21 protein-coding genes are annotated in these 22,643 nt (G+C 42.6%); 16 read left to right on the top strand and 5 right to left on the bottom strand.

From position 1 onward, the window contains the following. Positions 1 to 8: 8 nt before the first annotated feature. Genes MKY17_RS27820 through rbsB form a run of 3 tightly spaced genes read left to right on the top strand, consistent with a single transcriptional unit; the run spans position 9 to position 3,372 of the window. Entirely contained in the window at positions 9 to 1,490 is a 1,482-nt protein-coding gene (locus tag MKY17_RS27820) for a sugar ABC transporter ATP-binding protein (RefSeq protein ID WP_098370293.1), read from the top strand. Between the two features lies 1 nt (position 1,491). Then, on the top strand, positions 1,492 to 2,436 hold the full coding sequence (gene rbsC, locus MKY17_RS27815; RefSeq protein WP_098370292.1) for a ribose ABC transporter permease: 945 nt from the start codon (positions 1,492 to 1,494) through the stop codon (positions 2,434 to 2,436). 15 nt (positions 2,437 to 2,451) lie between these two features. Beyond that, positions 2,452 to 3,372 carry a ribose ABC transporter substrate-binding protein RbsB gene (gene rbsB / locus MKY17_RS27810; RefSeq protein WP_098370291.1) on the top strand — a complete coding sequence of 307 codons (921 nt, stop codon included), beginning with the start codon at positions 2,452 to 2,454 and terminating at the stop codon, positions 3,370 to 3,372. Positions 3,373 to 3,575: 203 nt separating this feature from the next. Here the strand turns inward: rbsB and gdhA are convergent, their stop codons facing one another. Next, the gene (gene gdhA / locus MKY17_RS27805; RefSeq protein ID WP_141992384.1) at positions 3,576 to 4,958 is read right to left on the bottom strand and encodes an NADP-specific glutamate dehydrogenase; all 1,383 of its coding nucleotides are present in this window, start codon (positions 4,956 to 4,958) and stop codon (positions 3,576 to 3,578) included. A gap of 158 nt (positions 4,959 to 5,116) precedes the next feature. On the opposite strand from gdhA, the gene MKY17_RS27800 reads away from it, so the two are divergent. The 3 genes from MKY17_RS27800 (at position 5,117) to MKY17_RS27790 (ending at position 8,731) form a co-directional block, all read left to right on the top strand. Next, a complete protein-coding gene (locus MKY17_RS27800; protein ID WP_098370289.1) occupies positions 5,117 to 6,019 on the top strand; it encodes a LysR family transcriptional regulator in 903 nt (300 codons plus the stop codon). A gap of 409 nt (positions 6,020 to 6,428) precedes the next feature. Continuing rightward, positions 6,429 to 7,421 (top strand): PTS sugar transporter subunit IIC, encoded by a 993-nt coding sequence (locus MKY17_RS27795; protein WP_098370352.1) that lies wholly within the window; start codon positions 6,429 to 6,431, stop codon positions 7,419 to 7,421. Between the two features lie 110 nt (positions 7,422 to 7,531). After that, positions 7,532 to 8,731, top strand: a complete 1,200-nt coding sequence (locus tag MKY17_RS27790; protein WP_098370288.1) for a class I SAM-dependent rRNA methyltransferase — start codon at positions 7,532 to 7,534, stop codon at positions 8,729 to 8,731. Positions 8,732 to 8,817: 86 nt separating this feature from the next. On the opposite strand, the gene MKY17_RS27785 is transcribed toward MKY17_RS27790, so the two are convergent. Beyond that, positions 8,818 to 9,489, bottom strand: coding sequence for a lysoplasmalogenase (locus MKY17_RS27785; protein WP_098370287.1), 672 nt, complete (start codon positions 9,487 to 9,489; stop codon positions 8,818 to 8,820). A gap of 135 nt (positions 9,490 to 9,624) precedes the next feature. Then, the gene (locus MKY17_RS27780) at positions 9,625 to 10,887 is read right to left on the bottom strand and encodes a dicarboxylate/amino acid:cation symporter (protein ID WP_098370286.1); all 1,263 of its coding nucleotides are present in this window, start codon (positions 10,885 to 10,887) and stop codon (positions 9,625 to 9,627) included. Positions 10,888 to 11,055: 168 nt separating this feature from the next. On the opposite strand from MKY17_RS27780, the gene MKY17_RS27775 reads away from it, so the two are divergent. The 3 genes from MKY17_RS27775 (at position 11,056) to MKY17_RS27765 (ending at position 13,366) form a co-directional block, all read left to right on the top strand. Beyond that, positions 11,056 to 11,862 (top strand): alpha/beta hydrolase, encoded by an 807-nt coding sequence (locus MKY17_RS27775; RefSeq protein WP_098370285.1) that lies wholly within the window; start codon positions 11,056 to 11,058, stop codon positions 11,860 to 11,862. Between the two features lie 282 nt (positions 11,863 to 12,144). Next, positions 12,145 to 12,900 (top strand): threonine/serine exporter family protein, encoded by a 756-nt coding sequence (locus MKY17_RS27770; protein WP_098370351.1) that lies wholly within the window; start codon positions 12,145 to 12,147, stop codon positions 12,898 to 12,900. Positions 12,901 to 12,916: 16 nt separating this feature from the next. Next, complete coding sequence (locus MKY17_RS27765) at positions 12,917 to 13,366, top strand: threonine/serine exporter family protein (RefSeq protein ID WP_179891004.1); 450 nt, start codon at positions 12,917 to 12,919, stop codon at positions 13,364 to 13,366. A gap of 114 nt (positions 13,367 to 13,480) precedes the next feature. On the opposite strand, the gene MKY17_RS27760 is transcribed toward MKY17_RS27765, so the two are convergent. Next, positions 13,481 to 15,019 carry a cation acetate symporter gene (locus tag MKY17_RS27760; protein ID WP_098370283.1) on the bottom strand — a complete coding sequence of 513 codons (1,539 nt, stop codon included), beginning with the start codon at positions 15,017 to 15,019 and terminating at the stop codon, positions 13,481 to 13,483. A 14-nt stretch (positions 15,020 to 15,033) separates the two neighbouring features. Next, complete coding sequence (locus MKY17_RS27755) at positions 15,034 to 15,372, bottom strand: DUF485 domain-containing protein (RefSeq protein ID WP_286176930.1); 339 nt, start codon at positions 15,370 to 15,372, stop codon at positions 15,034 to 15,036. A gap of 267 nt (positions 15,373 to 15,639) precedes the next feature. On the opposite strand from MKY17_RS27755, the gene MKY17_RS27750 reads away from it, so the two are divergent. From MKY17_RS27750 to MKY17_RS27720, 7 genes are all read left to right on the top strand, one after another. Then, positions 15,640 to 16,608: an efflux RND transporter periplasmic adaptor subunit gene (locus MKY17_RS27750; protein ID WP_098370281.1), complete on the top strand. Its 969-nt coding sequence runs from the start codon at positions 15,640 to 15,642 to the stop codon at positions 16,606 to 16,608. Position 16,609: 1 nt separating this feature from the next. Beyond that, positions 16,610 to 17,350: an ABC transporter ATP-binding protein gene (locus MKY17_RS27745; RefSeq protein WP_098370280.1), complete on the top strand. Its 741-nt coding sequence runs from the start codon at positions 16,610 to 16,612 to the stop codon at positions 17,348 to 17,350. Further along, on the top strand, positions 17,277 to 18,467 hold the full coding sequence (locus tag MKY17_RS27740; RefSeq protein WP_311609634.1) for an ABC transporter permease: 1,191 nt from the start codon (positions 17,277 to 17,279) through the stop codon (positions 18,465 to 18,467). Before MKY17_RS27745 ends, MKY17_RS27740 begins: the two co-directional genes overlap by 74 nt. 109 nt (positions 18,468 to 18,576) lie before the next feature. Next, positions 18,577 to 19,248, top strand: a complete 672-nt coding sequence (locus tag MKY17_RS27735; protein WP_098370279.1) for a response regulator transcription factor — start codon at positions 18,577 to 18,579, stop codon at positions 19,246 to 19,248. Between the two features lie 10 nt (positions 19,249 to 19,258). Continuing rightward, complete coding sequence (locus tag MKY17_RS27730; RefSeq protein WP_098370278.1) at positions 19,259 to 20,497, top strand: HAMP domain-containing sensor histidine kinase; 1,239 nt, start codon at positions 19,259 to 19,261, stop codon at positions 20,495 to 20,497. 127 nt (positions 20,498 to 20,624) lie between these two features. Beyond that, positions 20,625 to 21,089, top strand: a complete 465-nt coding sequence (locus MKY17_RS27725; RefSeq protein ID WP_142323946.1) for a hypothetical protein — start codon at positions 20,625 to 20,627, stop codon at positions 21,087 to 21,089. A 263-nt stretch (positions 21,090 to 21,352) separates the two neighbouring features. Next, complete coding sequence (locus tag MKY17_RS27720) at positions 21,353 to 22,537, top strand: nucleoside transporter C-terminal domain-containing protein (protein ID WP_098370276.1); 1,185 nt, start codon at positions 21,353 to 21,355, stop codon at positions 22,535 to 22,537. Positions 22,538 to 22,643: the final 106 nt, after the last annotated feature.

The raw sequence follows: 22,643 nt of genomic DNA, 5'->3' as shown, positions 1-22,643 counted from the left end.
TGATGAGCATGCAAATCGAAATGCACAATATTTATAAAGCATTTGGTCAAAACAAGGTATTGGAAGGTGTTCATTTTTCTTTAGAGGCTGGGGAAGTACATGCACTAATGGGGGAAAATGGAGCTGGGAAATCAACCTTGATGAACATTTTGACCGGGCTGCATAAACAAGATCAAGGAACAATTGAGATTAACGGTAAAGAAACCTCATTCAAAGATTCAAAGGAAGCGGAAGAGGCGGGAATGGCCTTTATCCGTCAGGAATTGAATATTTGGCCGGAAATGACCGTGCTGGAGAATCTATTTATCGGCAGGGAAATGGTGAATGCCTTCGGTGTCCTGAAGACGAAACAAATGAAAGCGCGTGCAAACGAGATTTTTAAAACACTTAATATTTCTCTTCCTTTTGATAGGGAAGCCGGATTTTGTTCTGTCGGGGAACAGCAAATGATTGAAATTGCCAAGGCGCTCATGACGGATGCCGAAGTCATCATCATGGACGAGCCCACAGCCGCTTTAACTGATAGAGAAATAGAGAAGCTCTTTGAAGTGATGAAGGGACTTACCAAAAAGGGAGTATCGCTTGTTTATATTTCTCACCGAATGGAAGAGATATTTGCCATTTGTGACAGGATCACCGTAATGCGTGACGGAAAAACAGTCGATACGAAAAGAATTGCAGATACAAATTTCGATGAAGTCGTTCAGAAAATGGTCGGGCGGGAGCTGGAGGATCGTTTTCCTCATCGTGAAGCGAATGCTGGCGACATAGTCCTTGATGTAAAAGGTTTAACTAAAAAGGGGCTTTTTGAAGATATCCATTTCTCGGTTCGGCAAGGTGAGATTGTCGGTGTAGCAGGATTAATGGGAGCAGGCAGAACAGAAATAATGCGCGCCCTTTTTGGTGTCGACCAAATAGACAGCGGTGAAATTACCATTGAAGGCAAAAAAGTTTTCATACGGAAACCAACTGATGCAGTTCGGCACGGCCTGGCTTTCATTACGGAAAATCGTAAAGAAGAGGGGTTGATCCTGGACTTTTCTGTAAGGGAAAATATCGGTTTGCCGAATCTCAAGAGTTTTGCTCCTGGCGGAATCGTAAAAACCGAAGATGAGATGAACTTTGCCGAAATGATGATTAAGCGACTTCACGTGAAGACATCTTCTGCAGAAACGGTCATCGGCAATCTATCCGGAGGAAATCAACAGAAGGTGGTAATAGCCAAGTGGATCGGCACTTCCCCTAAAGTTTTAATTATGGATGAACCGACCCGGGGCATAGATGTTGGTGCAAAACGTGAAATTTACGAATTGATGAATGAATTGACGGAGCGGGGCATCGCCATCATCATGGTTTCGTCAGAACTTCCCGAAATCATTGGAATGAGTGATAGAATCCTTGTGGTTCACGAAGGTGAGATTGCTGGGGAATTGTTAAAGCAGGAAGCGACGCAAGAAAAAATTATGGCATTGGCGACAGGAGGGAACTAGGATGAAACTTGAGGATACAGGGAAAAGCGGGATTTGGCAGAAATTTGGTCCGTTACTCGCCCTGGTACTTTTATTTATCGTAATAACCGTTTTAAATCCATCATTCATGGAACCGAATAATATTTTGAATTTATTGCGTCAAACCTCCATCAATGCACTTATTGCATTTGGAATGACTTTTATTATATTGACAGGTGGCATCGACTTATCCGTCGGTTCCATTTTAGCTCTATCCAGCGCACTTATGGCTGGTATGATGGTCTCGGGATTAGATCCGATTTTAGCTATATTAGTAGGGATTCTACTAGGTGCAATAATGGGTGTAATCAATGGGATTCTCGTTTCAAAGGGAAAAATGGCCCCTTTCATCGTGACACTGGCAACCATGACGATTTTCCGGGGATTAACGCTTGTGTATACGGATGGAAAGCCGATTACTGGAATCGGCGATTCTGAAATGTTCCAGATGCTTGGGAGAGGTTACTTCCTGGGACTGCCAGTACCGGCCGTCGTGATGGTCATCGCATTCTTAATCCTATGGTTCCTGCTTCATAAAACATCCTTTGGCCGTAAAACATATGCCATTGGCGGAAATGAAAGGGCTTCCCGTATTTCGGGGATTAAAGTTGACCGAGTCAAGGTGGCCATATATGGTCTGGCTGGTACGATGGCAGCAATCGCTGGTGCCATTTTAACATCCCGGCTGAATTCGGCACAGCCGACAGCAGGCCAATCCTATGAAATGGATGCCATTGCAGCCGTGGTGCTAGGCGGGACGAGCCTTTCAGGCGGTAAAGGGCGGTTGTTCGGTACGCTGGTGGGTGTCCTGATCATCGGTACCTTGAATAATGGTATGAATTTACTTGGTGTATCCTCTTTTTACCAGCAAGTGGTAAAAGGTGCAGTTATATTAATCGCGGTCTTACTTGACCGTAAAAAATCATAAGAAGAGGTGTAATCAATGAAAAAAATAGTATCGATCATCATGGTTCTTTCTTTAATGGTCTTAGCTGCCTGTTCAATGGATTCTGGTCTAAAAGATGATAAAAAGGAAAAGAAAGACTCCATGAAAGACGTGAAAGTCGGAGTCAGCATCTCTACTTTAAACAACCCATTCTTCGTTTCCTTAAAAGATGGTATTGAAAAAGAAGCAAAAGAAAAAGGCATGAAAGTCACAGTTGTTGACGCCCAGGACGATACAGCAAAACAAATTAGCGGAATTGAAGATTTAATCCTTCAAAAGGTTGATGTCCTTCTTGTGAATCCTACTGACTCTGCGGCAATATCTTCAGCCGTTCAATCAGCAAATGAAGCGGGCATTCCAGTTATCACGATTGACCGCTCTTCAGACGAAGGTGACATTGAAACGTTCATCGCTTCCGACAATGTGGCTGGCGGGGAAATGGCTGCAGAATATCTAGTTAAAGAGCTTGGCGATAAAGCGAAAGTAGTGGAGCTTGAAGGGGTATCCGGAGCATCCGCAACTCGTGAACGCGGGAAAGGTTTCCACAATATTGCGGACAAGCAGTTAGATGTCCAGACAAGCCAAACGGCGGAATTCGACCGGACAAAAGGGCTTAACGTCATGGAAAATATCCTGCAAGGCAATAAAGACATCCAAGCTGTATTCGCCCATAATGATGAAATGGCACTTGGGGCCATTGAAGCAATCAAGGCAGCAGGAAAAGACATCATCGTGGTTGGTTTTGACGGAAATGATGATGCATTGAAAGCAGTTGAAAACGGTGAACTAAAAGCTACAATCGCCCAACAACCGGCACTTATCGGTGAAGAAGCGGTTAATGCGGCTGAAAAAATCTTAAAAGGTGACAAAGTGGATGACACAATATCCGTTCCATTGAAATTGGTCACAAAAGAATGATTGTCTTTCAACAAAAAGAGTGCCGGAACTTTTCCGGCACTCTTTTTTGTCGTAACAAATAAATGTTTTTAATCCAATTGATGTTATCTGATTGTGGATACCCAGCTTGAATTGGTATGAATGAGTGGTATAAGAAAGTGATAACGCTCTTGTGCAAAAGTAAGGCGGCCCTTGTCGGAACCGCCTCCTAAATCAACTGATTGCTAGAGTATACCTTGAGTCAGCATCGCATCCGCCACTTTAAGGAATCCGGCAATATTGGCCCCGACAACTAAGTTGCCAGGCGCACCATATGCCTCTGCAGCCTCTACACTGTTTTTATAGATGTTTTTCATGATCTCATGCAGCTTGGCATCGACATCTTCAAAAGTCCAAGGCATTCTGGCACTGTTTTGGGCCATTTCAAGTGCAGACACGGCTACGCCGCCTGCATTGGCCGCTTTTGCTGGTCCAAAAAGGATGCCGTTATTAAGGAATACATCAATGGCCTCGAGGGTTGAAGGCATATTAGCGCCCTCACCGACTGCCTTCACATTGTTTTTGACCAGTAATTTTGCTGCTTCTTCATCGATTTCATTTTGTGTGGCACAAGGCAGTGCGATGTCACATGGTACAGACCAAATGCCATAGCTTCCTTCATGGTATACAGCTTCCGGGTGCGCATCGACATACTCGCTCAAACGTTTTCGTTCCACTTCTTTTAGACGTCTAACTGTGTCAAGGTTCAGACCATTTTCATCATATATATAGCCATTGGAGTCGCTGCATGCAACAACTTTTGCGCCTAGCTGTGTAGCTTTTTCAATGGCATAAATGGATACATTACCAGATCCGGAGATAACGACAGTGCTGCCATGGAATTGTAACCCTTTGTCTTTTAGCATTTCTTCGACAAAGTAAACGGTTCCATATCCAGTCGCTTCTGTACGGGCCAAGCTTCCGCCGTAACTTATGCCTTTACCGGTTAAAACACCAGCATGGTAACTGCCTTGCATCTTTTTATACTGACCGAACAGATAACCGATCTCCCTTGCACCGACTCCGATATCACCAGCCGGTACATCTGTATCAGGTCCGATATAGCGAGCTAGTTCTGCCATGAAACTTTGGCAAAAACGCATGATTTCCGCGTCCGATTTTCCTTTTGGATCGAAGTCCGATCCGCCTTTTCCCCCACCGATCGGCTGGCCAGTAAGAGAGTTTTTAAAGATTTGCTCGAAACCAAGAAACTTAATGATACTGGAATTGACAGTAGGATGGAATCGAAGGCCGCCTTTGAATGGCCCGATTGCACTGTTGAATTGTACACGAAAACCACGGTTGACTTGGACATTTCCCAGGTCATCAACCCATGAAACGCGGAAGGTGATCATTCTTTCAGGCTCAACCAACCTCTCCAATATCCCGCTTTTCATATATTCAGGATGTTTTGCAAAAACGGGGACCAATGAAAGGAATATCTCCTTTACGGCTTGATGGAACTCACTTTCGTGGGGATTACGCTCCTTTACCTGTGCGTATACTTGACTTACGAACTCTCTGGCAACTTGTAATTCCTCATGCTCGACTTCTTGTGAAGTGGTCATTGTTCTCTCTCTCCCTTAAGGTAATATAGTCTTAAAATACAATTGAATAAGATATCAGTTTTTATATGATACTTTCATGATATAATTTAAAAATAAAACAAACAATCTGAATATTAGATAAGTAACATGCTGTTTTGATATGGAAGAGGGAGCTTAGAGTGGAATTAAGGCAAATCGAATATTTCATTGAAGTGGCAAAGCGTGAACATATGACGGAAGCGGCAGTGAACTTGCATGTTGCCCAGTCAGCTGTCAGTCGTCAAATCTACAATTTAGAAGAAGAATTAGGTGTACCCCTATTTATCCGGGAAGGCCGAAAAATTAGATTGACGCCTATAGGACATACATTTTTAGCGAATATGGAACAAGCTATGAATATAATCGATCGTGCCAAGCGTGAGATGGCTGAAAGTCTGAATCCAGAAAAAGGGACAATTCGCATTGGCTTTCCCAGCAGTTTGGCTTCTTATGTATTGCCAAGGGTCATTTCCGACTTCAGGGAAAGTTATCCGCAGGCAAAGTTCACTTTGAAACAAGGTTCATATCGATACCTGATAGATTCGGTAATAAAAGGTAATATTAACATGGCCTTGATCGGTCCTCTGCCGATGAATGAAAAGAAAATCAAAGGTGAAACGCTATTTATTGAAAACTTAGTTGCCCTTTTACCAGAAAGTCATCCTTTGGCCTTGAAGAAATCACTATGCTTGGATGAGCTTAAAGGAAATCCGTTCATCCTATCTCCAAAGGGCTATGTTTTAAGGGATATCGTTATGAAGGCTTGCAAACTGCATGGCTTTGAACCGGAAGTGGCATTTGAAGGAAAAGATACTGATGCTATAAAAGGCCTGGTGGGGGCAGGGTTGGGTATAACCTTGATACCTGAGATTTCCTTGATTGATAGTTTGCCACGTTTTACGGTTAAATTGCCGCTGGAGGAACCGTCTGTTACCAGGACTGTAGGGGTCATCGTTCCAACTGATAGGGAACTGATGCCAACGGAGAAGTTGTTTTACCAATTTTTGAAGGACACTTTTGCAACATTGGAAGGTTTTCAATAGGAATAAGTTGCGTCTCTATTAGAAAAGTCATAAATCCAGCTAGTGAGAGAATCCTTGAATCGGGTTCTTTTTTTTGTCGCAAATGTATCGAAATATCTTCATTTTAGCACATCCTTAAAAGGGGTAATCTATTCTGAAATAATACAATATTAGTTTTTTCTTGTATAAGAATGTGTTAAACCTTTATTTTTGAAAACGCTTTTATTTTATTAGAATAAAAATACTTCTTACATTATCAGAAAATTCATGTTATTATACGAGCAGACATTATAGGTAGCGGTGCGATATACTTAATAGGCTTTTTTAAATGAAGACCTTTATTTTTTTTTCATTTTTACGAAATTGAATATTCTGATAATTGATAAGGAGTGGAGATAAAGTGAGCAGGAAAGACTACATCAGCGATCGAATGTACAAGGCATCGACAGGGATAGCCAACGCTGTTTTGGTTACATTAGGGATCGGGTTATTGTTTGAATCCATAGGGGGATATTTAGGTTGGGAGGTCTTCCTGGCAATAGGCGGGGCCGCAAAGGTCTTGCTGGCACCGGCTTTAGGGGCAGGCATTGCATATCAGCTAGGTGGAAATTCATTAATTATCTTTAGCGCCATGGCTTCAAGTGCTGTTGGGGGTGCTGCCATTCATAGAACTGCTGAGGGTGCCTTCACGATTGTTACGGGTCAGCCGCTAAGTGCTGTCTTGGCAGCAGTAATTGCAACATATATAGGTAAGCGCCTAATCGGCAAAACGAAGTTGGACATCATGGCCATCCCAATGGGAGCAGTTCTTGTCGGTGGAGTTTCGGGATATGGCCTGGCTCTTGTCACCACCCCGCTACTGACGTGGATAAGCAGTCAAACCACCGCTGCGGTCGCAGGTTCTCCTTTAATCGGTTCAATGGTCATAGCCTTGGTATGGAGCATTTTATTGATGACACCGGCGTCTTCCGCTGCACTGGCGATCGCTCTGCAATTAGATCCCGTTTCCAGTGCTGCAGCTCTAATCGGATGTACCGTTCAGTTTGTCGGGTTCACTGTCATGTCTTATAAAGATAATGATATGGGCGGGTTCCTGGCACAGATGGTCGTTACTCCAAAAGTTCAATTTCCTAACTTAATCAAGAAACCATTATATGTCGTTCCGCCTTTTGTGGCGGCAATCATCTGTGCGCCTATCGCTACCTTGGCCTTCGATTTTCAAGTGCCGTATGAGCTTGGAGGCATGGGGTTAAGTTCAATGATTGCCCCGATTGCCATCATAACTGGTCAGGGGTTGTACACGTTCTTGGTTTATGTGGCAGTGGGTATGGTATTGCCAGCTTTGATCACATTTGCATTGCATCGGGTATTGAAGATGATGGGTAAAGTTAAGCCAGGTGATCTTCATTTGGAAGTTTCATAATCAAAGTTTTCTTAGAAACCAGCCTGGTTAAGGAACCGGGCTGGTTTTTATTTATAAAGGGATTAGGGTAAAATGGGGAGGAAAGCATTTGCATAGATAGGATGATATATATGGAAAAAGAAATAGATATAAAAGTGAAAGCTAAGTTCGTGAGTAAAATCGGCAAGGGTTTTCCCTTGATTGTTAAAGAGTCGATAGCCAACCTTAATGATCTTAAGGAAGAGGGGTCCTTGGTGCGTTTGGTGGATGAAAACAACCGCTTTCTGGCAAAAGGATACTATGGTAAACAGAATAAGGGCTATGGCTGGGTGTTGACCCAAAGAGAAGATGAACAGATCGATCAAGCCTTCTTTAACGGCAAAATCCAGGCAGCATCCGAATTCCGAAAGTCATTTTTTGAAGATGAGGAGACTACAGCTTTCCGCTTGTTTAATGGGGAAGGTGATGGAATTGGCGGTTTAATCATTGATCATTACGATGGTCACTATGTCATTAGCTGGTATAGCAAAGGAATTTATTCCTTTAAAGACTACATCATTAAGGCATTGCAGGAAACGGTCGAGGTTAAATCGATTTATCAGAAGAAACGCTTTGATACAAAGGGTCAGTACGTGGATGAAGACGATTTTGTCATGGGTGAACAGCCTGCATTTCCGCTTCTTGTAAAGGAGAATGGAGTACATTTCGCTGTTTATCTGAATGATGGGGCAATGGTCGGTGTCTTCCTTGATCAACGCGATGTCAGAAGGAAAATCCGGGATGAATACGCAAAAGGGAAAACTGTGTTGAATATGTTCTCCTATACTGGGGCATTCTCCGTGTTTGCCGCTTTAGGCGGTGCTGTTAAAACAACTAGTGTCGACCTGGCGAATCGCAGTTTACCAAAGACGATCGAGCAGTTCAGTGTGAATGGAATAGATCCCGAAGCTCACAATATCGTGGTAATGGATGTTTTTAATTATTTTAAATATGCAGTGAAGAAGGCCTTGAAATTTGAAATGGTCATCCTCGATCCGCCCAGCTTTGCCAAATCGAAGAAGTTCACCTTCAGTGCCGGGAAAGACTATACGAATCTATTGAAGGATACCATTTCCATTACGGAAGATAATGGGGTCATTATCGCCTCAACTAATTGCAGTACGTTTGACATGAAAAAATTCAGGAGCTTCATTGATGTTGCTTTCAAGGAAATGAATGGAAAATACGAGATCATGGAACAATTCTCATTACCGGCTGATTTTAAAACAAGCAGGGAATATAAGGAAGGCAATTATTTAAAAGTAGTCTTCATTAAGAAAATTAAAGGTTGAAAAAGGGCGTCCACAGTTCCATTAGAGCTGAGGATGCCTTTTTTTTTGAAAAATTGTTTCATGTGAAACGAACGGATATTCGGAATTCAAAGGTTTGGCCGTTCACTTTTCAAACCTTTCGATAAATGGAAAGATGGTTTCCTGCGAATGCTGTTAGCGATGCAAAACTGGGCTGCATAGTAGGTAAGCATGATCAGTGGACCAGAATAGGCAACATCATCGATGAATTTGTTCCAAGATAAAATGGAGTCGGAAATCACAAACAGGACCCCGCCGATGATTGCAGCCGCATTTCCGGTCATGAATGCCGCCCAGCCCATGAGGGAGATGACCGTTACATAACAGATTACAGGGATGATGAGGTCATGCTCACCTTTTTCAATTAAAGAACGTACAATCTCACGGCCAATCCAAGTGGAGTAAATGCTAATCGGAAGAATCGTCGCAAATCGAAGCCATGAAAAGGTCCACAGTCTAAAGAATGCCGAAATATAGAAAAGGTGGCCGATCAAGAAGGCACAAAGCCCTATTACGAACCAGATTAACAAACCATCTCCAAGCATGCAAAAGAATAAACCAAGAAGTATGAAGGATTGGTAACGATCCCGTCTTCCCACATTTGTGCAGGCGTAGAGCAAAATCAATAACATGGGGATGACCTTGAACATGATTTTAATGTTTAAAGGCTCTTCCGGTATAAAAAAAATATATAATAGTCCCGTGATAAGGATTGCGGCAGGTAAGCATTTCATTAACATTCAAATTCCTCCTTCAATCTTTAATTCTATGTAAGGGATAGGAACCCCTTGTCAATTAAAGTATTGTTTGAAAGAAAGTCGTCAAAATGAAAAAAACTGACTCCCGATTAACCAGGAGTCAGTTCAGCTATAGAATCATACAGCTTCTTTAACGAATGCTTGTTTTAACCAGTTTTTCCCCTCAACAAGCCTTGTGACAAGCATGGCACAAACCGTGTTTCCTGTTGAGTTAAGCAGTGTAGCAGGAGCATCGATAATCGTGGATATAACGGCAATGATCGGCAGGACTTCAACAGGGAAGCCGAATACACTAAGAATCAGCATTTCCCCAATCATGCCGCCCCCAGGAATGGCACCCATAACGGCTCCAACCAAAAAGGCAACAGCAAGTATACTTAAAATGCTTGATATGCTTGTCATATCCTTTCCAAATAAGCTGAATAGGAAAACGATTTTCAATACCCCGCCGAATACCGAACCATCTTTATGAGTGTTGGCTCCGAGTGGGATGACAGTCTCCGCTATATCCTTAGGCACGCCCATTTTCTTGACAGATTCCAGATTGACTGGAATGGATGCGGCACTAGAACAAGTTGCAATGGCTGTAATGGATGGTGTCAGGGCATTTTTCCAAAATAGTTTAACTCCATCTTTCCCGCCTGCGATAAAGGCATACAAAGTGAAGAAGCCAAAATAATAAATCAAGGCCAAGAATAGATAAAGAATGAAAGTGCGGGCGTAGCCTTCTAAAATCTGCGGCCCAAGCTGCCCGATTATCGCCGCAAAATAAGCACCAAGCCCAATTGGAGCATAGTACATGACGATTTTGACGACCTTCATCATGACAGCAGTACCCGCTGTCAAAAACTCGGTAATCGGTCTTGCTTTCTCACCGACCAGTGCAGTGGAAAGTCCGATTAATACTGAGAAAACGATAAGCTGAAGCATATTGCTTCTGGAGAACAGTTCTGGAAAATCAGACACAGTTACTGTGTTGACCAGTTGACTGAAGAAAGAAACTTCTTCGATGGTCTCTTCAGAGGAACTGTTTTCCATCAGTTCTTTAATGGCTGTCGTATCTGTGCCTTCCAAGGGATTGACGATGGTTGTCCCAATAAATCCAATGACCGCAGCCAAAGCGGCTGTTGTAAGGAAAACGAGAACGATGCTGCCCATGATTTTTCCGAGACGCTTCATTCCGCTCATATTGGCAATCGCTGAAGCAATGCTGAAAAATACTAATGGCACGATGATCGTGAACATCAGATTTAAGAATAAGTCCCCTAGTGGCTGTATGACCGAGGTTTTTTCCCCGAAAACCACGCCAGCTATCCCGCCGATAATAATGGCAGTGAGTAATATTAAAGAGGATCGATAGTTTTTGATAAAGCTCTTCATTAAATTTCCGTCCTTTCAGGATGAAGATATCAATAAAAATATACTTCATTATCAACTCTAAAATCAGGTTTGACAATATTTTTTTATAGGAAGGAATGTTAAAAGGAGAAGTGCAATAAATAATTAATAGGGAATGGGGTGTGAAAAAAATAGTGAAGGAGGGATAGAATGGCATTTATTGAGGTGGAAGAGGGCGTTCAGTTGTTTTATGAAGATAAGGGCCAGGGAAGACCGGTTATTTTTATCCATGGTGTGTGGATGAGCAGCCGGTTCTTTAAAAGGCAGCTTCCGTACTTTTCAGAAAAATATAGAACGATCTTACTTGATTTAAGAAGTCATGGCCAGTCAAATCATGTACATTACGGAAATACGGTCTCCGTTTATGCAAAAGATCTTCATGCATTCATAGGTAAACTGGGATTAAAGGATGTCATACTTGTAGGCTGGTCCATGGGGGCATTTGTCGTCTGGGACTATCTTAAGCAATTCGGTGAAGGAAATATACATTCAACCGTGATTGTGGACGAATTGGCCTCTGATTTTAAGTGGCCCGATTTTAATATCGGTGCATTTGATATGGACACGTTGATTGCCTTCATGACTGAAATTCAAACGAATCGTTCCCCATTTTTACAAAGCTTCCTTACCTCCATGTTCAACAATGAATTGTCTGCAGAGGATGCAAGCTGGATGCTTGGGGAAGTGACCAAGATGCCGGAATCCATTGCCAGTAGCATTCTATTTGACCAATCGATTGTGGACTATCGTGAATTCCTGCCAGAAATCAATATTCCGACACTTCTCTGTTTTGGAAGGCATGAAAAAGTCATTCCAGTAGCTGCAGGGGAACATTTGCATAAAAACATTCCGAATTCCAAACTAGTAGTCTTTGAAGATAGTTGCCATTGTCCATTTATGGAAGAAAGCGATTTATTTAATGAAACAGTGGATTGCTTTATTCAAAAGGGAGTATAGTCGTACAGGATATGAAAAAGGGGACCGGGTTCGTGCCCGCATTCCCTTTATTCATGGTTATAAATCATATTTTTCTGTTAACTAAACGGTTTCGGCAAGAAATAAAGGGAATACTGGTACTAAGGGAGTCAGTAGTGCAGGTTAATGGAATTGATAAATTAAATAGGTAATATTTTTATATCCTTTTCACGGGAATTGGGCTATTATGAGGTGGATTTAAATTGGTATGATCGTTATCTGTTATTGAGAGAAACTCATGCTGGAAGTGATGGTGAGGATAAAATGGATGATCGTTTACCATACAATGATATTATAGATGTATGTTTACTTGCGGGAAAAATCATGCTTCAGAATGGAGCGGAAACTTCGCGGGTGGAAGATACGATGGTAAGAATCGCTGCAGCGTTTGGATGCGGTGAGTCACATAGTTTTTCGACCCCTACAGGAATCATTTTTTCGCTGGATGGTATGCACCCAGCTTCAAAATTAATTCGAGTTTCCCAACGATCTACAGATTTACATAAGGTGACGCTGGTTAACAGTATATCCCGAAGCATTTCCAGCAAGGAAATGACACCGGAGGAAGCTTATCTAAGGTTAAAACAAATCGAAAAGGCCGGGATGGGGTATCCCATGTGGGTACAGGTCTTTGCTGCGTTTATAGCAAGCGGCTGCTTTTTAATCATGTTCCAAGGCCAGTGGAATGATTTCATCTGGTCCTGTATAGCTGGAGGAATGGGATTCACTTGCCTGCTTTATTTGCACTGGTTACTGGAAGTTCGCTTTTTTGCTGAATTCATCGCCTCTTTAGTCGTAGGTTTAGTAGCTATGTTTTTTGTCCAGATTGGAGTTGGAAGTCATTTGGACACGATAATCATTGGAGCGGTGATGCCGCTTGTGCCAGGGCTGTTAATTACGAATGCTGCCAGGGATTTAATTGCAGGACATTTGGTTTCGGGTCTATCCAAGGGTGCGGATGCAGGTTTGACTGCTTTAGCCATTGGGGCAGGAATATCGGCTGCGTTTGTTTTCTTATGATTTTAGGGGAGGAAGAATGATGATTGCACAGCTTATTACAAGTTTCATTGCCTCAGCCGCCTTTGGAGTCATCTTCAATGTACCAAAGAATTCATTGTTTCAATGTGGTTTCGTAGGGATGTTAGGGTGGATATTATACTTTGTTCTGGTTGAAAATGAGATAAACAGCATCATTGCAACATTATCGGCTGCATTTATCGTTGCTGTTATCAGCCAGTATTTTGCTAAAAGGTATAAAACGCCGATCACGATTTTCAATGTATCGGGAATCATCCCCCTCGTGCCTGGAGGTTTGTCGTATGATGCGATGAAGCACTTTGTCGGAAATGATTTCTATGTCGCCGTTCAGTTGGCCGCCAAGGTCTTCATGCTGGCTGGTGCCATTGCGATGGGGCTGATCTTTGCAGAAGTCATGAACCAGTTAGTAACTAAGTACAATAGAAGGAAGTTAAGATTGAGAAGTTAGATGGATTATTTTAAAACCTTCCTGATATATATGTTTCTAAATAAAGAGAAAGGAGAGCAGGCCCAACCCTGATCTCCTTTCTCTTTTTTAATATTTTAAAATAATAAGTAATCCTTATATAGGATCTTTCATCCCGGTGTTGGCTGTAACCAAAATTTCGTCGAATTTTTTTGCATCAGCTTTCTTGCTTGACAGAAGTGTTCCGGCGATGGCTGCGATAAAACCAATCGGGATGGAGATGATGCCTGGATTGGCAAGCGGGAATAATGGCTCCCCAACGAATATTGCCGCTCCCTCCACCGGTGACCAGACATTGGGACTCAGGAACACAAGCAATAAAGAACTGACCAGTCCGACTAACATGCCCGTGACAGCCCCAGCTGTGTTAAAACGTTTCCAGAATACCGTGAAGACAATGATGGGAAGATTGGCACTGGCAGCGACGGCAAAGGCAAGTGAAACAAGGAAGGCGACATTCATGTTTTGGGCAAATAAGGCAAGGATGATGGAGAGGACGGACACTCCAATCGATGCCCAACGAGCAGCAACGACTTGTTCCTTGTCAGTGGCTTGGCCCTTCCGGATGATGTGGCCATAGAAGTCATGGGCAAAGGCAGATGCTGCCGATAGAACGAGGCCTGCTACAACCGCTAAAATGGTAGCGAAAGCAACTGCAGAGACAAAGGCGAACAGGAAGTCACCCCCAATGGCTTCGGCAAGCAGCGGAGCAGCCATATTCCCGGCCGCATTCGCGCCTATGATTTTGTCGTATCCAACAAAAGCTGCCGCTCCAAATCCCAGGAAAATGGTCATTATATAAAAGATGCCAATGATCCAAGTGGCATATACTACGGACTTTCTGGCTGTGATGGCGTCTTTCACCGTAAAGAAACGGATGAGAATGTGAGGAAGTCCAGCTGTACCGAGTACAAGCGCTAAATTAAGGGATAAAGTATCCAATGGATCCTTGAATTTGTTACCGGGGTTGAGGAAATCCCCGCCCAAAGGAGTGGCTGTTTTCATCTGCTTGAACATCTCGATCACGCTAAAGTCGAATTTCGCCAACACGATGATGGAGATGATGAATGTACCTGCCATCAATAAAACGGCTTTAACGATTTGGACCCAACTGGTGGCCGTCATACCGCCAAATACGACGTATACGGTCATTAAAATGCCTACAATGATGACTGAGTAAAGATAATCAATTCCAAGTAAGAGTTTTATAAGGGCACCTGCACCGACTAATTGGGCGATCATATAAAAAGTTGAAATGGAAATGGTGTTAAGGGCAGCGACCCCGCGTACTTTCTTTTCATTGAAACGGGCAGCGATCATGTCCGCCAATGTATACTTGCCAAGGTTACGGAGCGGTTCGGCCACGATATAAAGAACGACCAGATACGCAACCAGAAAACCTATGCTATAGAAAAAACCATCAAATCCAGAGAGTGCGACCATGCCGGCTATTCCCAAAAATGAGGCAGCGGACATATAATCTCCCGCAATGGCCCAGCCATTCTGCCAGCCGGTAAGGCTGCTGTCCGCCGTATAAAAGTCCGCGGTCGTTTTGGTGCGCCGTGAAGCAAAATAGGTAATGACCAATGTTAGTCCGACAATGATTAGGAATAATATAAAAGCAAGTATATTCATTATGAATTCACCTTTTATCCTTTCGCTTCTTTAACGATTTTTTCCACTAATCGGTCAAATGTCGCAGCTTTTTTGGAATAGAGGATGCATAATGTCCAGGTCATGATAAATTGAGCAAAGGCAAAAATCCAGGCCCAGCTGATTGTCCCGAAAGCAATTGAGTTAAGAACTTTAGAATAGGAAGTTAGTATGGGTAAGGTGAAATAAAAGACCATGAAAAAGATGGATAGCGGGACGATGAAATTGCGTTTTTTCCTTAAGAGTTCTTGAAAAGATTGTGATTGGACAATCTTGGTGTAATCCGTGGAAGCGCTTCCCTCGGTTTCCTTAGCGATTGAATCGTTTGATGCCAAGTTGATTCCCCCTTCATCATCATTGATTTGGATTTCATTACCAATTTCCGATAACAGTATCAGTATATAATTTTCAGAATATATTGTAAATTTAAATGCTGAAATTAAATCTTTTTTCGTTCGACATCGTTTTATTTTTTCGTACAAGCAAGGGAGTGTGCTATATAAACGAAAGATCATGGAAATCAAACACATGACCATTAAGGAAAAGTTAAGCTTCTTTCACGATACTGGTTTCAACGAAGGAAATCTGAAAGGAGAAAAGTGATGAAAAAGATGATAATGATATGTACGGTTTTAGTGCTGGCGATTGGGGGATGCGCTTGGTTTTTCATGAGGGACAATGCTGAGCCTGTCATTGCAAAGTCGGTGACCGCTACAGTTGAAAAGGGAGATCTTGAAGTTCAAATAAGCGGTTCCGGATCGGTCGCCGCTATCAATAGTGAGGACATCACTTCCTCTGTAACGGGTGAAGTGGATGAAGTCCTTGTAGATAAGAATGAATTGGTTGAGAAAGGTGATGAACTTATTACCTTCACGGATGGAAGTGACCCGATAACGGCCCCATTCGATGGTACGGTTACAACAATGGATGTAGAAGAAGGGGATCGTGTATCAAGCAGTGAAGTGTTGGCACATGTTACGGATTATAAAAAATTGAAAACCACGATCAGTGTTGATGAATTGGATGTTCCAAGTGTTAAAAAAGGACAAACAGTTGAAATTAAAGCCAGTGCTTTTGAAGATGAAACATTTACGGGGGAAGTGACCAGTGTAGCAAAGGAAGGTACATATGAGAATGGAGTTTCTTCGTTCGATGTCACTATCAAAATTGACAAACCCGGCGATATAAAAATTGGGATGTCGACTGAAGTGAGCATTTTGACGAATAGTGTAAAAGATGCTTTATATGTTCCGATTGAAGCAGTCCAAATGGACGGTGAAGAGAAATATGTAAATATACAACAATCCGGTACAACTGAAGGAACTGCTAGTACAAAGACAGCGGTTGAGACTGGGATCAGCAATGATAGGTATATTGAAATAACTTCGGGTCTTGAAGAGGGCCAGTCTGTTTCCTTGCCAATTACCATCAATGAAAGCTCGACTGGAAGTGGCGGCGATGGAATGAGGGGAGGCCAAGGAGGCGAAATACGAATGCCGAGCGGCAGCGGAATGCAAAGCGGCGGGATGCCAAACGGTGGCGGAATGCAAAGCGGCAAGGGAGGTCAGTAAAATGGCGAAACCCATCATAAAAATTAAGAACATGTCTAAATCATATGAATTGGGCGGCGAAACGGTTAAGGCACTTCAAGATGTATGTCTTACAATCGATAAAGGCGATTTCATTTCGATCATCGGTCCTTCTGGGTCAGGGAAATCGACGTTCATGAATATGATTGGCTGCCTTGACAAGCCTGACATAGGTGAATATCTTCTTGATGGAAAAGAAGTGGAAAAGATGAAGGATAATGAGTTAGCTGCCATTCGTAATATTAAAATAGGATTTATCTTTCAAAATTTTAACCTGTTGGCAAAACTGACAGCGTTGGAAAATGTCGAACTTCCCCTGGTTTATAGAGGGGCAAGCGTGAAGGAAAGAAGAGAAGTGGCCAATGCATGCCTTGATATGGTAGGCCTGAGTGACCGGAAGAATCATCTGCCGACCCAACTGTCGGGCGGACAGCAGCAAAGAGTTGCGATTGCAAGGGCACTTGCCGGTAACCCTCCCGTTTTATTGGCGGATGAGCCGACAGGGGCCCTGGATAGTAAAACGAGTAAAGAAGTGCTGCAGATGCTGAAAGAATTGAACGAAAAGGGACAAACAATCATTCTTATAACCCATGACTTGGAAGTGGCAAAAGAAGCGACTCGTGTCGTCCGGATACAGGATGGTCAGCTATTTGAAAACGGAGGTGATTGGATTGAATCTGAGCGAATCAATGAAGATGGCTATACGCAGTATCAAAACCAATAAAGTCAGAGCATTTTTAACCATGCTTGGGATCATAATTGGAGTTGCCTCCGTAATCGTTTTGGTTTCGATCGGGCAGGGTTCCTCACAGTCCGTTCAGGATGAGATCAATAGCCTGGGAACGAATCTGATAACGGTAAGTGTCACGGATACTGACTCCGTGGAGCTGACGGATGATACAATTGAACAGTTTAAAGAGCTGAACGGGATATCGGAAGTGGCGCCTGTGGTCACCGGACGCGTTTATGCAAAAAATGGAGAAGCTACGGCACAGGTTTCAATGACCGGTGCAACTTCATCCTACTTATCAGTTAGGGATCTGGAGCTCAGCCAAGGTCGGTTTTTGACGGATATGGAAACGGAATTACGCTCCAAGGTCGTTGTCCTGGGGTCGGATACAGCCAACACGCTTTTTGAAAATCAAAAAGCTGTGGACCAGAACGTGCTTATCGGCGGTGTTTCCTATCGCGTGATCGGTGTGCTGAAATCGGTAGGCACCTCAATGGGATCGAGCGGGGATGATGTAATCATTGCCCCGATCACCACTGCCGAAAGGGCTACAGGCAGCACGACAATCGGAACCGTATATTTAAAAGCGGAGAACGAGAATATCATAGATAGGGTGATGTACCAGGTCCAGGGTGCGATGACCACATCATTCCCAGAACAAAGTGATAACTATTCGGTGTCCAATCAAGAAGATCTGATGGATACAATGAGCTCTGTGTCGGATACGTTCACACTCATGCTTGGCGGTATTGCCAGTATTTCGTTACTGGTGGGCGGAATTGGAATCATGAATATCATGTTGGTTTCCGTCTCAGAGAGAACGAAGGAAATCGGGATTAGAAAAGCAATTGGGGCAAATCGGAAATCGATTCTTCTTCAGTTTTTAATTGAAGCGATGGTCCTGAGCTGCTTAGGGGGACTATTGGGAGTTGGAATTGGATTGGGAATCGCAAAATTGATTTCAGTTTTTTCAAGTTTAACGATCAGTTATTCATGGTCGGTAACACTGTTTGCCTTCTTATTCTCCATTTTAATCGGGATAATGTTTGGCGTATTTCCTGCCAATAAGGCATCCAAGTTAAATCCAATCCAGGCACTGCGTCACGAATGAACATTCAATTTGAAGAAAGCAGGCGATTAAAAGCCCGCTTTCTTTTGCATATGAAAAAGGATAAAATCAACATATATATCACAATTGAGGCGGTTGGGAGGTACCCTGCATGAAGGTTTTGGTGGTAGAAGATAATGTTTCATTATTAGAATCGATCCGACAAATTTTGACAGATGAATATGAAGTGGATACAGCCGATAATGGGGAAGATGGGTTATTCATGGCTCAGCAAAGTATATACGATATCATCATTTTGGATGTAATGCTTCCGGGAATCGATGGATTTGAAATCGTACGGAAAATCAGGGAAGCAAAAATAGATACAAGTGTCTTGTTTTTGACGGCAAAAGATGCACTTGAGGATCGTGTCAGGGGATTGGAAATGGGTGGCGATGATTATTTAGTCAAGCCGTTTCAGGCACCGGAACTTAAGGCCAGGATTCGTGCCCTGCTTCGAAGGAGTGGCATAATAACGCTTGAGCAGCATGTGAAATACCGCAATATTGAACTGTTGGAAAAAGAAAAGGATATTTTGGTTGATGGAAAGGTCATTAAAATGACCTTGAAACAGTTTGAATTACTGGAATACCTAATTCAAAATAATGGGAAAATACTGACCCGTGAGCAGATTTTCGACCGTATTTGGGGGTTTGATTCAGATACGACGATTGCCATTGTTGAAGTGTTCATCCATCACCTTAGAAAAAAACTGGAACTTTTCAATTACCATAAAGATATTCAAACCGTTCGGGGTATTGGTTATATGCTAAAACAACCATAAGGGGATCATTATGTTCCAAAAAACACGACTTCAACTAACATTATTGAATTCTATCGTCTTTATTGTCTTAATAGCCATATTAAGCAGAACGATTTATTTCTATACGGAAAATCAGATCTATATGGATGTCAATGATTCACTTAAACAGGATTACAGGGATTTCAATAATGGCGGCATGCGAGGCGGACGTCCTCAAGGTGAGTTTCTTTTAGGACCTGGGCCAAGCATCATCGTTTGGGGACCGGATGAGACGATCATTGAGCCAAGACTGAGTGTAGACAATTTTATTAAGGTTAATGAATCGGAATTTTACCCTAAAAGATTTGATGAGATTGAAGAAATATCGGTAAATGGGCAGACGCATCGTGCACTTTCCACCAAGGTCGATACAGAGTATGGAGAGATGACGGTACAATTCATCAGGAATGTGGATACAGAAAAAGAAATGCTCGATCGCTTGCTGCTCATATTGTTTGTTGGTGGGGGAATTGGAAGTCTAGTGGCGGTAGGCGCTGGCTATCTTCTGGCAGGACGGGCCCTGATTCCGGTCAAGAAATCCTGGGATCAGCAGCAGCAGTTTGTCTCGGATGCTTCGCATGAAATTCGAACGCCGCTTGCTGTCATTCAATCGCGGGCTGATTTGCTATTTCAATCACCGAACGCGACAATCGAGGAAAAAGCCGTTGATATATCCATCATTTCGAAAGAAGTCCGGCGATTGAATAAGCTTGTTAACGGACTTTTAACCTTAACCAGAACGGATTCGAATCAGATGGAGGTTAAGAAATCGAATTTTTTCCTTGATGACTTACTTTTGGATATCGTGGAACAGTATACGGATATAGCTTCTTTTCAAGAGAAATCAATCATTAGCCATGCTCCCGAACAGGTGGTGTTTCATGGCGATAAAGAGAGAATTCATCAGCTATTGGTGATCTTGGTGGATAATGCCATGAAATTTACCGAGGAAGGCGGGGAGATTTCCCTATCCTGCATCAAAAATGCTTCATCCATCATTCTTACTGTAGAGGATAATGGAAAAGGCATTCCGCAGGAAGATCTCCCCTTGATTTTTAACCGTTTTTATCAAGTCGAGCAATCCCGTTCAGCAAATGAAGGCTCCGGTTTAGGTTTATCCATAGCCCAATGGATTGTAAACACACATCAAGGGAACATCAAGGTTACAAGTGAACAGAATGAACGCACCCGTTTTGAAATCACTTTTCCGAGAAATCAAAGGAAAAATTAATCCGCCTTCAGATGCCATCCCATACGAAAAAGACCCTACTTTTTTCCTTGTTGCTTAAGGAAAAATTAAGGGTCTTTTTAGATAATCATCTTATATAAATACATTAATTTTCGGGAGGAGAAAACCATTGATGAAAAGACTTGGTAAGATACACTTTTTGGTTGGAATATTGGCTTCGGTCCTTTTAATGGCCCAAGCAGTCATCGGGATCATGATGTATGTGGATGGCAGCGGCAATGAACCCGTGAATCGACAGGCGATGATGGGTCAGCCTGCCGACCGCAACACTACAGAATCGGATGATAATGAAAAACCGGCTAATAGCAGTGCGGCGACCGATGATTCAACTGCGGAAACGGCATCTATTGATACACAGGGCAATATGGGGACAACTCCCCAAGGCGGGCCTAATGGTTCTGGAACGCAAGGAGAGATGCCAAGCGGTGGCGGTTTCCAAGGCAGAGACTCTTTTGCAGGGAAATTTATCGACTTTTATCAAGGGCCAGGCGGCTTGGCTGCATCCACCATCCTCTTTGTCATTGGAGGCTTTGGATTAGTCACATCGGTGATATCCAGAAAAAAAGCAGCCTAAAAAGTCAATAATATTTGAAGAAAGAGAAGGTTCCTTTCGAAGGGGAGCCTTCTTTTTTAATTCATGAACATTATTGTCACTAATTGTTATTTTAAAAAAGGGAAATAATAATTGCACTTAAAAAAATATTAGTTTAATATAGACTTCTAGAGAGGTACGTACATGTTTTTTGGATAAAAGAGAAAACGTTTGCATAATTTTTTTGAGGGTAACCTACTAGTAATGCACGATCATAAAATTCACCCTTAGTGGAGGCAGAATATATGAAATTTCTGATTGCAATTTTAGGGCTGCTTATTGTTTTTGGACTAGCTTTATTAGCCAGCAGTGACCGGAAGAAAGTTAAAATTAAACCGATCATCCTCATGGTGGTCATTCAGCTTATTTTAACTTATTTATTATTGAATACGAAGTTTGGTTTAGTGATCATCAATTCGATTGCCGATGGTTTCGGAAAACTTTTAGAATGGGCAAATGAAGGGATCACATTTGTATTTGGCGGGATTGTAAACGAAGGAGCATCGCCATTCTTTTTAAATGTCCTTCTTCCAATAGTCTTCATCTCGGCTTTAATCGGGATTTTACAGCACTTCAAGATCCTTCCGTTCATCATGAAGTGGATTGGATTCCTTCTAAGTAAGGTGAATGGGATGGGTAAATTGGAATCTTACAATGCGGTTGCATCAGCAATAGTGGGTCAATCCGAGGTTTTCATAACCTTGAAAAAACAACTCGGTGCCATTCCGCCATCTCGCATGTATACGCTTTGTGCATCAGCCATGTCAACTGTATCGATGTCGATCGTCGGTGCATATATGACGATGATTGAACCAAAGTACGTTGTGACGGCCATTGTTATTAACATGTTCGGTGGATTTATCATTGCATCCATTATCAATCCTTATACCGTAACGGATGAAGAGGATATTCTCCCTGTTGAAGAAGGGGCAGAGAAGCAGTCTTTCTTCGAAATGCTTGGGGAATATATCATGGATGGATTTAAGGTTGCTATCACTGTAGCAGCGATGTTAATTGGTTTCGTTGCTTTAATCGCAGGAATCAACAGCATATTCGACATGATCTTCGGAATCAGCTTCCAAGACATCATGGGGTATATCTTTGCACCGTTTGCCTTTATTATGGGTGTACCGATATCAGAAACCGTGACTGCTGGCGGAATCATGGCGACGAAGCTGGTAACCAATGAATTCGTTGCCATGCTGAGCCTAGGGGAAGCATCAGCAGCCTTGAGCGATAGGACGATAGGGATCGTTTCGGTTTTCTTGGTTTCATTCGCTAATTTCTCATCTATTGGAATCATTGCCGGTGCAGTCAAAGGACTTCATGAAAAACAGGGAAATGTTGTAGCCCGTTTCGGCTTGAAGCTGTTATACGGTGCGACTCTTGTCAGCATCTTATCAGCGATCATTGTAAGTGTGATACTTTAATTAACGGATCTAACACAAAAGGGCACTTGGGTTTACTCCTAAGTGCCTCTTTTATATTTGTACAGCAAAAATAGAAAACGATTTTTTGAATTTGAAGGCGTTTGGC

It is taken from the genome of Peribacillus sp. FSL P2-0133 (genome assembly GCF_037975445.1).
Taxonomy (GTDB): Bacteria; Bacillota; Bacilli; order Bacillales; family DSM-1321; genus Peribacillus; species Peribacillus simplex_E.
This window is presented reverse-complemented; position numbering and strand designations above follow the sequence as displayed.

Bases quoted from the DNA above. Each gene is read 5' to 3' on its own strand.
- MKY17_RS27820 (WP_098370293.1), top strand. From the start codon at position 9: ATGCAAATCGAAATGCACAATATTTATAAAGCATTTGGTCAAAACAAG.
- rbsC (WP_098370292.1), top strand. From the start codon at position 1,492: ATGAAACTTGAGGATACAGGGAAAAGCGGGATTTGGCAGAAATTTGGT.
- rbsB (WP_098370291.1), top strand. From the start codon at position 2,452: ATGAAAAAAATAGTATCGATCATCATGGTTCTTTCTTTAATGGTCTTA.
- gdhA (WP_141992384.1), bottom strand. From the start codon at position 4,958: ATGACCACTTCACAAGAAGTCGAGCATGAGGAATTACAAGTTGCCAGA.
- MKY17_RS27795 (WP_098370352.1), top strand. From the start codon at position 6,429: ATGTACAAGGCATCGACAGGGATAGCCAACGCTGTTTTGGTTACATTA.
- MKY17_RS27790 (WP_098370288.1), top strand. From the start codon at position 7,532: ATGGAAAAAGAAATAGATATAAAAGTGAAAGCTAAGTTCGTGAGTAAA.
- MKY17_RS27785 (WP_098370287.1), bottom strand. From the start codon at position 9,489: ATGTTAATGAAATGCTTACCTGCCGCAATCCTTATCACGGGACTATTA.
- MKY17_RS27780 (WP_098370286.1), bottom strand. From the start codon at position 10,887: ATGAAGAGCTTTATCAAAAACTATCGATCCTCTTTAATATTACTCACT.
- MKY17_RS27775 (WP_098370285.1), top strand. From the start codon at position 11,056: ATGGCATTTATTGAGGTGGAAGAGGGCGTTCAGTTGTTTTATGAAGAT.
- MKY17_RS27770 (WP_098370351.1), top strand. From the start codon at position 12,145: ATGGATGATCGTTTACCATACAATGATATTATAGATGTATGTTTACTT.
- MKY17_RS27765 (WP_179891004.1), top strand. From the start codon at position 12,917: ATGATGATTGCACAGCTTATTACAAGTTTCATTGCCTCAGCCGCCTTT.
- MKY17_RS27760 (WP_098370283.1), bottom strand. From the start codon at position 15,019: ATGAATATACTTGCTTTTATATTATTCCTAATCATTGTCGGACTAACA.
- MKY17_RS27750 (WP_098370281.1), top strand. From the start codon at position 15,640: ATGAAAAAGATGATAATGATATGTACGGTTTTAGTGCTGGCGATTGGG.
- MKY17_RS27745 (WP_098370280.1), top strand. From the start codon at position 16,610: ATGGCGAAACCCATCATAAAAATTAAGAACATGTCTAAATCATATGAA.
- MKY17_RS27735 (WP_098370279.1), top strand. From the start codon at position 18,577: ATGAAGGTTTTGGTGGTAGAAGATAATGTTTCATTATTAGAATCGATC.
- MKY17_RS27730 (WP_098370278.1), top strand. From the start codon at position 19,259: ATGTTCCAAAAAACACGACTTCAACTAACATTATTGAATTCTATCGTC.
- MKY17_RS27720 (WP_098370276.1), top strand. From the start codon at position 21,353: ATGAAATTTCTGATTGCAATTTTAGGGCTGCTTATTGTTTTTGGACTA.